Genomic DNA, 15006 nt, shown 5'->3' on the forward strand with positions numbered 1-15006 from the left:
CAGAACAAAAGGTGATCGAACCGCGTTAGGGCCGGCGAAACCCGGTCGGGCCGCCATAGAGATAACCTATACGGGCGACCGCCTCCCTCAGTCCTTCGCGCGACACCAGCATGGTGTGGCCGTTGGCGTGGATCATCGTCTCCGGATCCGTCATGATCGCGACGTGGCCTTTCCAGAAGACCAGGTCGCCGCGCCGCAACCCGGCAAAATCCGGCCCGGGATCGAGCGGGTCACCGATGGTCGCCGCCTGCATGTCGGTGTCGCGCAGCACTTGCCTGCCGGCCATTCGCATCGCAAGCTGCACCAGGCCGGAACAGTCGATGCCGAATCCGGAGACGCCACCCCACAGGTAGGGCGTGCCGAGAAACGACTCGGCGACCGCGACGTAGTCGGGGGCAAACTCGGCGACAGGCCTGAGATGACCCGAGATGACCGCCTGGCCGGACGGCAACAGCGCATAATGCGTGCCGCGCGTTTCCGCTGAGCCCGTCACCGCCACCAATGACCCCATCGAGAGCTGCCCGCTCACCGGGAACCGCAAATCCGGTCCCGGATAGAGAAACGTGCGCGGCACCGAAACGACATGGGTCGGCGCATGGTCCCGCGCGCCCAATGCCGTGTCGGCGACATAGCCGACATAACCGTCGCGTTCGGCCTGTATCCAGGCCCAGCCCCCAACGTCCTCGAAGACGAGGACGTCTTCGCCGAACAGAAGCTGGGTATCGACGCCGGCGTCCGGCCGCGGCGCCCTGCGGATGTCAGCGACGGAGGCTGATATGCGAGCCGGCCGGCCGGCGACGAAACGGTCGGCGGAAACCTCGCCTTTCAGCCTGGCGTCCGCGAGATCGGAGCGGAAGGCATGGAGGCGGGCATCCCTAGCGGTCAAATCGGCAACTCGTTCAAATGGGCAACTCATTCAAATGGGCAACTCTTGGGCTCTGGCAATGATAACATCGCCAAAGCGCTCGACAAAGAGCGCGCCTTCTACTGTGCGCCTGACCAGCACGTTGCGCTTGTCGAGCTCGTCGCGGTGGCGCGACACCAGTTTCAGCGCCCCCATCGTATCGAGCGCACGGGTGATCACCGGCTTGGTGACGTTGAGGCGGGCGGCTAACCCCCGCACCGTGTGTGGCGGCGGATCGAGATAGATGGTGAACAGGATCGCCGTCTGGCGCATGGTGAGATCGGGCGCGTCGTCACGCACCTCGGATAACACCACCTGTTGCCATAGTCGCAAGGCCTGGCTTGGACGCATGATAATCGACATCCGTCCAGCATGACTGAAAATTGTTTCGGTTCCGTTTCAGTCAATACCTTCGTCGGCTATGCCCGAGAATCAAGCGTAGCGGTTCGAAATGACCTGCTCCAGCGCCCGGATGCCTTGCGCTTCGCCACCGGCAAGACCGTGCGGGCGGTCGGACGGGTTCCAGGCGAAGATGTCGACATGCGCCCAGCCGGCGGTCTTTTCCACGAAGCGCTTCAGGAAAAGCGCCGCGGTGATCGAGCCGGCGAAACCGTCTGACGTGACGTTGTTGATGTCGGCCACCTTCGACGCCAGCTTGGCGTCATAGGGCTTCCACAACGGCATGCGCCATAGCGGATCCTCGACCGCAACGGAGGCGTCCGCCAGCTCGGATGCAAGCGCCTCGTCACCGGTGTAGAACGGCGGCAGGTCGGGACCGAGCGCAACACGGGCAGCGCCTGTCAGCGTCGCCATATCGACCAGCATCTGCGGCTCTTCGTCATCGGCCAAGGCCAAGGCATCGGCGAGTACCAGCCGTCCTTCGGCGTCGGTGTTGCCGATTTCGACGGTGATGCCCTTGCGGCTCACCAGCACGTCGCCTGGCCGGAAGGCGTTGCCGGCTATCGAATTCTCGACAGCCGGGATGAGCACGCGTAGCCGGACCTTCAGCCCGGTGGCCATAATCATGGAAGCGAGGCTCAGCACGTTGGCAGCGCCGCCCATGTCCTTCTTCATCAAAAGCATGCCCGAGGACGGCTTGATGTCGAGACCGCCTGTATCGAAGCAGACGCCCTTGCCGACCAGCGTTATCCTGGGGGCATTGTTCGGCCCCCAAATCATGTCGATCAGGCGCGGCGCGTCGGCAGATGCCCGACCGACGGCGTGGATCATCGGAAAGTTGGCGGTAAGAAGATCGTCGCCTTTGGTCACCGATATTTCGGCCTTGTGCGTCGCGGCCAAGGTCCGGGCGGCTTTTTCCAGCTGGCCGGGGCCCATATCGCTGGTCGGCGTGTTGACCAGATCGCGCGCCAGGAAAACGCCATTGGCGATGCGGCGGATGCGGGCAGCGTCGGTGCCTGCCGGCAGCGCGAAGCGAAGGCTCTTGCCTGGCTTCTTGCCGTAGCGGGTGAAGACATAGCCGCCGAGCGCCACGGCGAGTGCCGTAAGCTCCGGCTTGGCGGGTGCCGACGCAAAATGCCAGTCGCCCGCGGGCAAGGCTCTCGCCAGTGCGCCGATGGCCAGTGCGCCCTCGTCATCACCGGTGCCGAACAGGGCTCCGGCAATCGCGCCGTTGTCGCCAGGCACGATCAGCGTCCTGCCAGCCTCGCCGGAGAAGCCGTTGGCCTTGGCCCAGGCGACCGAGGATGGCGCAAGGCCCGCTGCCGCCAGAGCATCCTTCGCCACCAGATGGACCGGCAGCGCATTGCTCAATTCTTTCTCGACGAGTTCGACAGGCATTCGCTGGCCTCCGGCTTCCGAGTCGGCGTTTCTTAACTCTCCGTTAGGGTTAACAGAATATTTCTGCGGGAGGAAAGATGACCTAGCAAATGGTCACGCGCACGAACGGAGCTCTGGTGCCGATGCCCACCAACCGCAGGATGAACGCCAGCGCAAACAGGCTGATCAGCACGGCGTTGATGATGGCGCTTGCCGCAGGCGTCGCTGGCTGCGGAACCAGCAAATTGACGACTGGCTCGATTTCTCGTCCAAGCGGCAGGCCGCTGGAAACAATGTCGGCGGGCGAACTGCACAACGCTACGATGGCGCTCGGCCAGTCCTATGCGAAAAACCCCAGCGACAAGCGCATCGCGACAAATTATGCCGCGGCGCTGCAGATGGACGGCGACGCAGACCAATCGCTTGCGGTGATGCGCAAGCTGGCGATCGCCTTGCCGAAGGACCGCGACGTGCTCGCCGCCTATGGCAAGGCACTTGCCGCCAACGGACAGTTCGAACCGGCTCTCGATGCCGTGCGCCGCGCGCAGACCCCTGAATATCCTGATTGGAAACTGGTGTCGGCGGAAGCTGCTATTCTCGACCAGCTGGGCCAGAAGGATGAGGCGCGCCAAGGCTATCGCAAGGCGCTTGACCTCAGGCCGAACGAACCGTCGATCCTTTCCAATCTCGGCATGTCGTACGTGCTGGAAGGCGATTTGCGCACGGCCGAAACCTATATGCGCTCGGCCGCCCAGCAGCCGAATGCAGATAGCCGCGTTCGCCAGAACCTCGCGCTGGTCGTCGGTCTGCAAGGCCGTTTCGACGAGGCCGAGAAGATCGCCTCGCAAGAGCTGTCGCCGGATCAGGCGCAGGCTAACGTCGCTTACCTTCGCCAGATGCTGGCGCAGCAGAATGCCTGGAGCCAGCTCAAGGACCAGGACAAGGCACAGCCTGCCACCAACTGACCGCTTCGACCGCCGAACCGGCGCGCGAATTCCGCAACATGTCTAACGCAAAGAGCCGCGCTGCACCGGCAGCGTGGCTGAATCGTATCAGCGTTTCTGGCAACGCCGCTGGTGCTACTCGCTGCTGGATTTCGGCTGGTCGCCGAAGATGCCGCGCTGGCTCACCTGGATGCCGGCGGGACCAAGAATGATGGCGAACAGTACCGGCAGGAAGAACAGGATCATCGGCACGGTGAGCTTCGGCGGCAGCGCGGCCGCCTTCTTCTCGGCGGCATTCATGCGCATGTCGCGGCTCTCACTGGCAAGCACCCGCAATGCATGCGCCACGGGCGTGCCGTAGCGCTCGGCCTGAACCAGCGCCTGGGACACCGACCTGACGGATTCCAGCCCAGTTCGGCTTGCAAGGTTCTCGTAGGCCTGCTTGCGCTCCTGCAGATAGGAAAGCTCGGCGTTGGTCAGGATGAATTCTTCCGCCAATGCCACCGATTGCGCGCCGATCTCATCGGCGACCTTGCGAAGCGCCGCTTCCACCGACATGCCGGACTCGACGCATATCAGCATCAGGTCGAGCGCGTCCGGCCACGCCATCTGAATCGACTGCTTGCGCTTGGTAGCGCGGTTGTTGACGTAGAGCACCGGCGCGTAGAACCCCGCATAGGCAACCACGATGCACACGAACAGCTTCACGAAAAACGGCTGCTCGGGCAATCCGCCGAGCACGAACAGATACATCGCCGCCAATGCAAAGCCGATGAAGGGCAGGACGAGACGGAAGAAAAGGAAGCGCGTCAGCGGATTTTGCCCGCGAAAACCCGCCACTTTCAATTTCTGCAAAGTACCTTCATCCGCCAGCGCACGCCTGAGATCCAGGCGATCGACAATATTGCGCATGCCGACCGACTGTTCTTCGCGCAGGCCCTTGCGGCGGCGGTCGGCTTCGATTGCCAGCCGCGCCCGCTGCTTGGCGCGCAGCTCATCGCGCTCCAGCGCCACGGATTTCATGCGCGCCTTGAGCTGGTTCCCGCCAAAGGCGGGCAACAGCGTGAAGACGGTCGCAAACACCGCTATTCCGACCAGCAGTGCGATCAGCAGGGACGGATCGGTGAGAGTTCTGACGACGTGATCGGTCATACGCGAGTCCTAGACTTCGAAATTCATCATCTTGCGCATTACCAGGATGCCCATCGACATCCAGATGCCGGAACAACCGAGGATCAGATGGCCGGTGCTGGTGGTGAAGAGGGGCATGATGTAGTTCGGGCTCGTCAAATAGACGAGACAGGCGACGACGAAAGGCAACGCGCCGATGATCACGGCGGATGCCTTGGCTTCCATGGACAACGCCTGGACCTTGGCTTTCATTTTCTTGCGATCGCGAAGCACGCGCGAAAGATTGCCCAGCGCTTCGGAAAGATTGCCGCCGGCCTGAGACTGGATCTGGATGACGATGCCGAAGAAGCTCGCCTCGGTGCACGGCATCGTTTCTGGCATGCGCATGGCCGCGTCGGGGATCGACAAACCCATTTGCTGCGAATCGACGATGCGGCGGAACTCGGTCTTGACCGGCTCGGGGGATTCGTTGGCGATCAGGCGCACGGCATCGTTCAGCGGCAGGCCGGATTTTACCGCACGCACAATGATATCGAGCGCGTTCGGAAATTCGTTGAGGAACGCCTTGACGCGGCGCCCGCGGCGAAACGAGACGAACCAGCGTGGCAGACCCATGACGCCGACCAGCAGCGCAGCCGGCAAGACCAGCAGCGGTGCGCCGATGAAATATACAAGAGCCGTCAAGACGACGCCGCAGACCGCCGAGTAGACATAAAAGCGCTCGAGCGAGATCTTCATGCCGGCCTGACGGATTTGGATCTTCAGCGGTGGTTTTTTGACCAGGCTCTGATTGGACTTTTGCTTTTGATCGAGATCCTTCAGCGAATCCTGGACGGACTTGCGACGCTTGGCCGCTTCCGCGACGCGATCGCGCGAAGCCTTGACGACGGAACGATCCGTCTCGGCGGTCTTGATCGATTCAAGCCGCTTGCCGACCTGCTTCTCGGTGCTGATCCGGTTGAACAGGAAAGCATAGGCCACAGCGCCGGCGCTGAAGCCGGCGAGCACGACGAATGCCAATACGGTGCCGTCAATTCCGAACATCGATCCTGGCCCCCACGTTTCCGGACGGATCAGTCAGCGCGCTTCTCCATTGCCTCGAGCGCAACGGCGAGGCGCTGCTCCTCACCGTAGTAGCGGGCGCGCTCCCAGAAATGCGGACGGCCGATGCCGGTCGACACGTGCTCGCCCAGCAGCCTGCCGTTCGCGTCCTCGCCCTTGATGTTATAGAGAACGATGTCCTGGGTGATGATGACGTCGCCCTCCATGCCGATCACCTCGGTGATGTGGGTGATGCGCCGCGATCCGTCGCGCAGGCGTGCAGCCTGTATGATCACGTCGACGGAGCCGACGATGATTTCGCGCACGGTTTTTTGCGGCAGCGTGTAGCCGCCCATGGCGATCATCGACTCTATACGGTTGAGGCATTCGCGCGGGCTGTTCGAGTGGATCGTGCCCATCGAGCCGTCATGGCCAGTGTTCATCGCCTGCAGCAGGTCGAACACTTCGGGTCCGCGCACCTCGCCGACGATAATGCGTTCGGGCCGCATGCGCAGACAGTTCTTGACCAGGTCGCGCATGGTCACTTCGCCCTCGCCTTCGAGGTTGGGCGGGCGGGTTTCGAGACGCACCACATGCGGCTGCTGCAATTGCAGCTCAGCCGAGTCCTCGCAGGTGATGACGCGTTCCTCCCGGTCGATATAGTTGGTCAGGCAATTGAGCAGCGTCGTTTTGCCCGAGCCGGTTCCGCCCGAGATGACGATGTTGCAACGGACACGGCCGATGATCTTGAGAATCTCGGCCCCTTGCGCCGAAATCGAGCCGAACTTGACCAACTGGTCGAGCGTCAGCTTGTCCTTCTTGAACTTGCGGATGGTAAGTGCGGTGCCGTCAATAGCCAGGGGCGGTGCGATGACGTTGACACGCGAGCCATCAGGAAGACGGGCATCGCAGATCGGGCTTGATTCATCGACGCGGCGGCCGACCTGGCTGACGATACGCTGGCAGATGTTGAGGAGCTGCTGGTTGTCGCGGAACCGGATGCCGGTCTGCTCGACCTTGCCGTTGACTTCGATGTAAACGTTCTTGGAGCCGTTGACCATGATGTCGGCAATATCGTCGCGCGCAAGCAGTGGCTCCAGCGGCCCGTAGCCCAAAACGTCGTTGCAGATGTCCTCGAGAAGCTCTTCCTGCTCGGCGATGGACATCGCGAAATTCTTGATCGCGATGATGTCGTTGACGATGTCGCGGATTTCCTCGCGCGCGCTTTCGGGATCGAGCTTGGCCAGCTGCGACAGGTCGATCGTGTCGATCAGTGCGGCGAAGACCTGGCTTTTGGTGTCGTAGTAGGTTTCGCTCTTTTGGCGCTGGATAGTTTTCGGCTCCGGCGCCAATGGCGGCGGCTCGACTGCACGGCGAACCGGCGCAGCAGGCGCGCCGGATGGCGGCAGCGTCGCGGGTTTGGCGGCTATAGCCGCTTCCATAGGGTTCGCGGCAGCCGGCGCAGCAGCTGCGGGTGCGGGCTGACGGAATTCCGGGATGGTCCGGTTGCCGTCGTCGCTGCCTCTTTTACCAAACATGATCGCTTACCAATTCCACCGCTGAGGCATCACTTCTTGTTGCGCGAAAGCTTGCCTATCAGGTTGCCGAGGCCAGCCTTTTTCTTCACCTTGATTTCGCTGCGCCCTGTCAGCACATGGGCGATCTCGTTGATCGTGGCGACGACCGGACTCTTGGCATCCATTTCACCAAGCATACGTCCGTTATTGGCAGCATTTCCGAACAAAAGCGGCTCGAACGGGATGACCGACATCGGCGAAAGGCCGAGGGATTCGGAGAAGTCGGACGGCGTAATCTCGGGACGTTTCGGCACACCGGCCTGGTTGATCACAAGCTTTGGCGCAGGATCGTTCGGACGAAGCCGCTTCAGCATGTCGACCAGGTTCTTCGTGTTGCGCAGATTGGCCAGTTCGGGCGTCGCCGTGATGACGATCTCATCGGCCTTGACCAGCGTGTTCTTGGTCCAGCCCGCCCACAAGTGGGGAACATCGAGCACGAGGAGCGGCGCGCTACGCTGGGCTATGTCGATAAGCTGGGTGAAAGCGTCGGGATCGAAATCGTAGACCCGCTCCAGGGTCGAAGGGGCCGCAAGTAGCGACAGGTGCTCGGCGCATTGGGCGAGCAGTCGGTCGAGATAGACCTCGTCGACGCGTTCCGGCGAGAAGACCGCCTCGGCAATGCCTTGGGCCGGGTCCTGGTCGAAGTTGATATTGGCCGTTCCGAAGGCGAGGTCGAGATCGGCGACAACCACTTCGGATTTGAAAAGGGACGACATGGCCCAGGCCACATTATGGGCTATGGTCGAGGAGCCGACGCCGCCCTTGGCGCCGATGAACGCAATCGAGCGGCCGATCGGCTCAGCTTCCGGATCAACGAAGATCGAAGACACCACGCTGACGATGTCGGCCATCGATACGGGCGCGATGACATATTCGGAGATGCCCGAACGAATGAGTTCGCGATACAGGCCGACATCGTTGTAGTGGCCGACAACCACCACCTTGGAGGTCGGGTCACAATGCTCGGAGAGCTGGGCGAGTTGTTCCAGCAACAGCTTCGGCTCGCTGCGGGATTCAAGCAGGATCAGGTTCGGTGTCGGCGCCGACTGATAGAATTCGATAGCGGTGGGGATGCCCCCCATATGCACCTTCAGATGGGCCTTGGCCATGCGGCGATCCTCGCCGGCGCGCTCGACCGGATTGGCTACGCCTTCGGTCTCGCAAAATGCCTGGATCGAAATGCGCGGGATCGGCCGCAACGCCTGCATCGCGGCAATATCCTGCTCCGAGGTTTCGCCGCCCGGTACCTCTGTGTCATAGGCAAGATTGCTCATTGTCATCACTTTCCGTGACTTGCGCGGCTTAGAGTTTGTTGAGCCTCGACACTCGTTAATAATCGACTTCCGAATTGCCGAGGAATTCGTCCGAAATACCCCTGTCACGATAGACGTCGATCACCGCGCCGCGATTTTCCGCGTCGATCGGCGACGGTTTGCGTGGCCCGATCAGATCGGACGGATTGGCCATCTGGGCAGCCAGGTTGTTCTGATACGAACAGCCGAAATCGGCATAGTGCTTGTTTTCCGAAGTCTGCAGCAGGTCTTCGGGCCAGCGCCCGCATTTATCCGTCTGAGCCTTCACCGAGACGTAGGCAACGCGGACCGGTGCGGACGCTTCGGCTGAAACAGACTGATAGGACCGCATGGCGATCCGCTTCCGGCTGATGCCGCTGGCTATGGCGAGCCTGGCGAAATCGCGGCCGGCCGCGGCCGCTGCGATTTCGTTAGCTGAGCCGCTCGGAATCTCGATCGTCAGCACCGGAGCCGCGCTCCTGTCGTATCCGTTGAGAAAGCCCAGGAGCGTGTCACGCTGGGATCTGGTCATGCCACGGTCGCCGGCGCCGACCGGAAGGTCGATCTTCTGGACCTTCTCGGCGATGACGATAGGATGCGTGGTGCGATAGTCGTCCGGTATGGCACCGACCGTGACGCTGTCGCGATTGGCGCAGCCGGCCAGTGATGCCGCTACCGCGATCGCTATGATCGGAACGGCCGGCCGCCAGATCCGCGAATGAACGGACTGTATCGCGGTGACCGCCCTTGCCTTCGATACTGCCTGAGACATGTCGACTTCCCCGCTTACTTGTAGATAAAGCCGACAACGCCGTGATAGCGGCCGTTGGGCTTGTCGGTCTGCATGGTGCCGTAGACGCGGTTGACGCGGCCAAGGAACATGCCGGCGCCATCGCTGGCTGCGTTGAAATTGTCATCCGGCTTGGCAAGATCGTTGCGCGCCACCGGCTTCACCAGATAGGGCGTGATGATGATGACGAGTTCGGTCTCGTTGCGGACGAAATCCCTGCTGCGGAACAGCGTGCCTAGCACCGGTATTTTGGTCAGGCCGGGCAGCCCGGCAACCGCCTGCCTGATGTCGTCGCGGACAAGGCCCGCGATCATCATGGAACCGCCGGAGGGCAATTCCACCGTGGTGTCGGCCAGGCGTTTGCGGATCGACAGCAAAGTGGTGCCGGGTAAGTCGCCGGCTCCTTCCAGGACTGCGGCGCCTTCGGTCGTAGGTTCCGAAACCGACGTCCTCACTTTAAGGCTGATGCGGCCCGCCGAGAGCACGACCGGCTGGAATTCGAGCCCAATTCCATATTCAAGGCGTTCGTGCTCGTAGGTAATCTGGCCAGTTTGATTGTCGTTTGAAACGTTGCTTGTTCGGCCGGTGATGATATTGAATTCGCCGCCGACCTTGAAGGTCGCCTTCTCGCCGGAAACGGCGGTGAGAGTCGGCTCGGCCAGCGTCTTCATGACACCGCTTTGCTCCATGGCGTTTATGTACGCTTGAAGAGTTGAGCTGCCGATCGCCGCCCCCGAATATTGCGACAGTGGCTTTCCCAATCCGTATGCAGGCGTGGTGAGAGCGCTCCAACTGATGCCGTTGCTGCTGCCGTTGCCGACCATGTTGACGCCGAGCTGCTTCATCACCGTGCGGCTGACCTCGGCAACCGTCACCTTCAGCGTCACCTGGTCGTCGCCGATAATCTGCAGCAGGTTGATGATCTGGCTGACGCGGCGCTCGGCATCCGGGTTGTCGATGGCGACGCCGGCTTCGGCCGAACCGCCGGCAGCGGTCTGCGAATATTGACCCGTGGTAGCCTCGCCGCCGGACACGAAGATGTTTGCCAGATCAGCCGCGCGCTTGGCGTCAAGAGGAGTGTCGACGGTTCCGGTCAGAACGACGTTGTCGTTCAGCAACTCGACCTTGACCTCCGATGACGGGATGAAGCGCTTGATATAGTCCTCCAGCCCGGCAACATCGCGTTCGACCGCTAGGTCAAGGCTGACGATCTGCTCGCCATTCGGGCCAAAGACGAAGATGTTGGTCTCGCCGACCGCCTTTCCGAACAGATAGATGCGGCGGGCAGTGCGGGTCACTGCGTCGGCTACAGCGGGGTTGGCGACGAGAATATCATAGGCATCGCTCGGCAGGTCGATGACCACCGATTTATTGAGTCCGAGTTTGACCCGCTGGGTGGCGGTCGAAGCCGTGACCCTAGCATTGCCCGCCGCACTGGCATCGAGGATGCCATATGCATTCGTTCCAACGAGAAACAGGCCGATCGCCGCAGCCAGGGTGAGCGGCAGTTTGGTTTTTAGCCTCATTTCCTTGCCCCCACCTCGGAAACTTCGCCCGACTTGATCAACCGCACGGTGCCGCGCCGGCCATTGCCGGAAACCAGGTAGTCGGCCTCGCCCACATTCTTGTCCTGGCTGTCCTTGATCGAGCGCAGCGCCAGTGTCAGGCGATCCGCCATCTGCTGTGCGACGGTGATGATCTCGGACTGCTGCGGCGTCAGCTCCAGGGTGGCGGTCTGGCCGACTCTGGTCTTCTTGCCTTCCTCATCCTCCTGGATGGTCTGGTCGATCGCCAGGACACGAATGTTTTTGAGGATAGTTTCGGTCGTGAAGCCCGGACCACCGCCATTGGCGGCATCGGTTCTACGGGTCATGATGACGTCGACGAAATCGTTTGGAAGAATGAAGCCACCGGCCGAGGTGTCGGCCGAAATGCTTGTGGCGACAGCCCGCATGCCGGAGGGCAGGATCGACGACATGAAGCTTTGCCCTTCACCGATCAGCTTCGAGCGGCGCAGCGGCTCGCCGGCATAGAGCGCCACGCGGGCGACGGCGCCCTTCAGCTTGTCCAGCGCTTCAGGCTCGGCAGCGCGGGTGATGAAATTTGCGTTGATGCCGGCGGACGGCCATGACTCCCAGGAAATGTTGTTTTCAAGCGGACTGCCCATCGGAACGTCGCCGGAAAGAACAAGCACATCCTGCAGCGCGATCGCCGGCGCCTGAGGACCGGAATCGACAACCGGAGGCGGCGGAGCCACAACCATGTTCTTCGCGACATAGCCTGCACCACCGGCCGCGGCTATCGCCACGCCTAGAATAATTAATCGGGATGCTGGCATCTGTCCGAACCTCGCCTTGGCAAACCACTAGCCAAGCCGGACTTTGCAGCGGCAATCGTCAAAACAAGGTTAATGTTATACTTACGATCGTGATTAATTTAAGGTTTACATAAATTAGAGCGACAACTCTGGCCCGAAGGAAAACGGGGCCAATTCGCCTGCTCGGCGCCAACGGCGGAAAGCGAAATTCAGCCCGCCAGCCTGGTAAGCGCCCAGGCCATCAACGGTGAGTCGGAATAGGTGAGCAGACCGCCAATGCCAAGCGCAATGCCGTACGGAACGCCGGTCGCCTCATCGGCGAAATGGCGCAGGAACCGATTGTGGCTTGTGACGGCGGCAAGCAGCGATTTTCGATAGGCGATGATGGCAAGGGTCAGCAGACCGCCGATGAACGTCGAGGTGACGAGATACTCGACGAGATGGATGTTCAGTCCCATCCATACGGCAGTGGCGGCCAAGAGCTTGGCGTCACCGCCGCCCATGCCGCCAAGCGCGAACAGGCCGAATGTCACTACAAGAACCAGGCCGCCGGCGGCGAAGTGCCCGCCATAAGTGGCCCAGTCCATGCCGGTCAAGGGCGCAACCAAGGCAAAGACAACGACGAGCAGCACAGGCACGCGATTGGCGATCGTCATCGACAGCATGTCGGAGATCGCGGCAAAAAGCATGCAGAATGGAAAGACGACGAAGATCACGGCTTCAAGCATGGGCGTGGCGCCTGTGGTCAAACTGTACCCGGTCCCAGCCTAGGTATGTTCGATTAACGATTGATGAGGTCTAAAGTTCAAAATCATGCGTAGGACTAAATAAGGGCCGCCAGTGCGGCGGCCCTTATTGGGAAGCAACGGAATGTTGTTGCTTACGAAGCGTTGACCTTGGTGGCAATCTTGTCAAACTTGGCGTTCAGCGCGGTGCCGAGCGAGGTGGCGCCGACCATGATGGCGAGCGCGATGAGAGCGGCGATCAGACCGTATTCGATAGCGGTCGCGCCGGATTCGTCCTTCACAAAACGTGCGATGAGGTTAGACATTTGAGCTCCTACTCCAATTGTTACAGCACTTCCGTCAACTTCTCTTGGTGGCTGATCGGATACTGCGAATCTAAGGAGAAGCTGTTTCAATCGGCTTAATAAACAGGCTTACCGATTCCTTTCCCGCTTCGATGGCATTGCGTGGTTAACCCAGAACTAAAATCCCCGCCGCTAGGACCCCGGGCCGACAAAAGGCGCAAAAGGCGCAATTCGGCAAAGACGTTCCAGCCGTGCCGGCTAGGCCCAATGCCGGTTCCTGTGAACTCCAGCCGCTTAACGGTTGGTTCACCAATCTCGTTCATGTTCCGTTGAACAGTTTGCCAGGGGGCGCCTCAATGGCCGGGCCGAGATCATCATTTCCAGTTGCCGTGCTTTGTGCCGCAGCGGCTTTCGCCTTTCCAGCCAAGGCCGGCGTCGGCATCGAGGTGACGATGAACCAGGCAAAGATCATCAAATTGTCGCGCGCCGCCGATACGATTGTCGTCGGCAATCCGGCGATCGCCGACGCCTCCGTGCAGGACGCATCGACGATCGTACTGACCGGCAAGGGATTTGGCGTCACCAATCTTGTCGTCCTCGATCAGGAGGGCAACCCGATCGTCGATGAGCAAATAACCGTCGTGCGGCAGGCGGCGGCGTCGGTCCGCATCTATCGACGCGCCGAAGTGCAGACGATGTCCTGCGCGCCATATTGCGAAAGCTCGTATAAGAGCGATGCCGAAAAGGCCTCTGAAGCCGAGATGAGCGCCGGGCATTAGCTAGCCGACGTCTCCGTCTTTGGCGAGAACGTGCTTCGGTTATGGCCGGGTTAAGGCCTTCCCGTTGAATTTAACGGTCATTCCAACCGGACTTCAATCGGTTCCGACTAAGGGTGGGACCGATACAGAAGCGGCATCGGCGGGCAGAGGACATGAGCAAGGCTGGACGAGCAGGTTCTCCAAGACGGTTTTTAGGCGACCGCCGCGGAAGCACGGCGATCGAATTCGCCATGCTTGCAATTCCTTTCGCACTTCTTGTATTCGCCATACTGGAGAGCTGCATTTCTTTTGCCGCACAGGAAGTGATGGCAAACGCCACAGACGACATCGCGCGTCAGTTGCGTACCGGCCAGCTAAGACCGGCCGATGTGTCCGGGACCAAGCTGCGGGACAAGATCTGCGCCAAGCTGGAGATCATGGTCGCCAAGACCTGTCCCGGACTGCTGGTGGATTTGCGCGAGTATCCGACCTTCGCCGATGCGGCGCTGGCCGGTTTCAAGATCCAGGATGGCGACGTCGTGCTGACCAAGGGCACGAGCACACAGACCTTCACCGTCGCACCTGGCCTGGCGGAGTCGAGAAACATGCTGCGGGTTTTTTACAAATGGCCGGTGATGACCGACTTTATGGCCAAATCGATGGCCAACCTGAAGGACGGCAAAACGCTGCATTTTGCCTCGATCACTTGGCAGAACGAGCCGTTCGACAACTGAGCCACCTAGTCGCTTGAAAAGGGCAAAGCCATGATTCGTGCGGGGGCACAGTTGGGCATCGCAGGGATTTGTACAAGAGCAGTCCGGCTTTGCTCGGACCGCCGCGGTATTGCGGCCGTCGAGTTTGCCCTCATCGTGCCTGTCCTGTTGATCATGTACTTTATGACAATGGAGGCCTCGCAAGCCATCGAGACCAGCAAGAAGGTCAGCCGCATCGGCAGCATGGTAGCGGACCTCGTCACACAGCAGCAGACCATCAAGGCGGCCGATGTCGATGCCATCATGGCGATCGGCAGTTCCACGCTCCAGCCCTACAACCGCTCGAAACCGAAGATCATTATCACGGCGATACAGGTGACGAACGAGACGACGCCGAAAGTCCTGGTCGTGTGGTCGCGCAAACTGGTGGATGGCGTCTCTAGCCTCGACGCGGTCAAGGATTCCACCACAACGGTCCCGAGCGCGCTCAAGATCAAAGGCACTTTCCTCATTCGGGTCGAGAGCGATCTCGCCTACAAGCCAATCATCACCTGGTCGGCGGACGGCCAAAGCCGGTTCGGGTTGAGCTCGGTCTTCAATTCGATATCGATGGCGGAAACTTATTATCTGCGGCCGCGCAGGAGCCCGACCATTCCGTGCAGTGATTGCTGACGCCTGAAGCCCGCTAACCGGTCTTTTGCTATTGGTTGCAACCGCGGGCCGAGACTAGACG

At 60.9% G+C, this 15006-nt stretch carries 16 protein-coding genes; 4 read left to right on the forward strand and 12 right to left on the reverse strand.

All coding sequences use genetic code 11. The annotated features are described in order from the left end of the window. Positions 1-25: 25 nt before the first annotated feature. The 3 genes from NKH80_RS06060 to NKH80_RS06070 all read right to left on the reverse strand — a co-directional run bounded on the left by NKH80_RS06060 (position 26) and on the right by NKH80_RS06070 (position 2701). The gene (locus NKH80_RS06060; RefSeq protein ID WP_352990248.1) at positions 26-886 is read right to left on the reverse strand and encodes a C40 family peptidase; all 861 of its coding nucleotides are present in this window, start codon (positions 884-886) and stop codon (positions 26-28) included. A gap of 30 nt (positions 887-916) precedes the next feature. Next, positions 917-1267 carry a MarR family winged helix-turn-helix transcriptional regulator gene (locus tag NKH80_RS06065; protein WP_023676939.1) on the reverse strand — a complete coding sequence of 117 codons (351 nt, stop codon included), beginning with the start codon at positions 1265-1267 and terminating at the stop codon, positions 917-919. Between the two features lie 69 nt (positions 1268-1336). Then, the gene (locus tag NKH80_RS06070; protein ID WP_352990251.1) at positions 1337-2701 is read right to left on the reverse strand and encodes a leucyl aminopeptidase family protein; all 1365 of its coding nucleotides are present in this window, start codon (positions 2699-2701) and stop codon (positions 1337-1339) included. A 122-nt stretch (positions 2702-2823) separates the two neighbouring features. On the opposite strand from NKH80_RS06070, the gene NKH80_RS06075 reads away from it, so the two are divergent. Next, positions 2824-3645: a tetratricopeptide repeat protein gene (locus NKH80_RS06075; RefSeq protein ID WP_352990442.1), complete on the forward strand. Its 822-nt coding sequence runs from the start codon at positions 2824-2826 to the stop codon at positions 3643-3645. A 114-nt stretch (positions 3646-3759) separates the two neighbouring features. On the opposite strand, the gene NKH80_RS06080 is transcribed toward NKH80_RS06075, so the two are convergent. The 9 genes from NKH80_RS06080 to NKH80_RS06120 form a co-directional block, all read right to left on the reverse strand. Then, complete coding sequence (locus tag NKH80_RS06080) at positions 3760-4776, reverse strand: type II secretion system F family protein (protein ID WP_254816298.1); 1017 nt, start codon at positions 4774-4776, stop codon at positions 3760-3762. Between the two features lie 9 nt (positions 4777-4785). Continuing rightward, positions 4786-5799, reverse strand: a complete 1014-nt coding sequence (locus NKH80_RS06085; protein WP_352990257.1) for a type II secretion system F family protein — start codon at positions 5797-5799, stop codon at positions 4786-4788. A gap of 29 nt (positions 5800-5828) precedes the next feature. Continuing rightward, complete coding sequence (locus tag NKH80_RS06090) at positions 5829-7334, reverse strand: TadA family conjugal transfer-associated ATPase (RefSeq protein ID WP_352990260.1); 1506 nt, start codon at positions 7332-7334, stop codon at positions 5829-5831. Positions 7335-7363: 29 nt separating this feature from the next. Then, entirely contained in the window at positions 7364-8647 is a 1284-nt protein-coding gene (locus NKH80_RS06095) for a CpaE/TadZ family protein (RefSeq protein ID WP_254816295.1), read from the reverse strand. 55 nt (positions 8648-8702) lie between these two features. Next, positions 8703-9437, reverse strand: coding sequence for a CpaD family pilus assembly protein (locus NKH80_RS06100; protein WP_352506158.1), 735 nt, complete (start codon positions 9435-9437; stop codon positions 8703-8705). Between the two features lie 14 nt (positions 9438-9451). Beyond that, positions 9452-10981 carry a type II and III secretion system protein family protein gene (locus tag NKH80_RS06105; protein ID WP_352506157.1) on the reverse strand — a complete coding sequence of 510 codons (1530 nt, stop codon included), beginning with the start codon at positions 10979-10981 and terminating at the stop codon, positions 9452-9454. Further along, complete coding sequence (gene cpaB, locus NKH80_RS06110; protein ID WP_254816292.1) at positions 10978-11793, reverse strand: Flp pilus assembly protein CpaB; 816 nt, start codon at positions 11791-11793, stop codon at positions 10978-10980. Before cpaB ends, NKH80_RS06105 begins: the two co-directional genes overlap by 4 nt. Before the next feature lie 188 nt (positions 11794-11981). After that, a complete protein-coding gene (locus NKH80_RS06115; RefSeq protein ID WP_254816291.1) occupies positions 11982-12500 on the reverse strand; it encodes an A24 family peptidase in 519 nt (172 codons plus the stop codon). A gap of 152 nt (positions 12501-12652) precedes the next feature. Then, complete coding sequence (locus tag NKH80_RS06120; RefSeq protein ID WP_254816290.1) at positions 12653-12823, reverse strand: Flp family type IVb pilin; 171 nt, start codon at positions 12821-12823, stop codon at positions 12653-12655. A gap of 335 nt (positions 12824-13158) precedes the next feature. Between NKH80_RS06120 and NKH80_RS06125 the strand changes: the two genes are divergently transcribed. The 3 genes from NKH80_RS06125 (at position 13159) to NKH80_RS06135 (ending at position 14945) form a co-directional block, all read left to right on the forward strand. After that, the gene (locus NKH80_RS06125; protein WP_352506156.1) at positions 13159-13581 is read left to right on the forward strand and encodes a pilus assembly protein N-terminal domain-containing protein; all 423 of its coding nucleotides are present in this window, start codon (positions 13159-13161) and stop codon (positions 13579-13581) included. Between the two features lie 152 nt (positions 13582-13733). Continuing rightward, positions 13734-14294 (forward strand): TadE/TadG family type IV pilus assembly protein, encoded by a 561-nt coding sequence (locus tag NKH80_RS06130; protein ID WP_352506155.1) that lies wholly within the window; start codon positions 13734-13736, stop codon positions 14292-14294. A gap of 30 nt (positions 14295-14324) precedes the next feature. After that, positions 14325-14945: a TadE/TadG family type IV pilus assembly protein gene (locus NKH80_RS06135; RefSeq protein ID WP_254816287.1), complete on the forward strand. Its 621-nt coding sequence runs from the start codon at positions 14325-14327 to the stop codon at positions 14943-14945. Positions 14946-15006 lie beyond the last annotated feature (61 nt).

It is taken from the genome of Mesorhizobium sp. M0904, assembly GCF_040319475.1.
Lineage (GTDB): Bacteria > Pseudomonadota > Alphaproteobacteria > Rhizobiales > Rhizobiaceae > Mesorhizobium.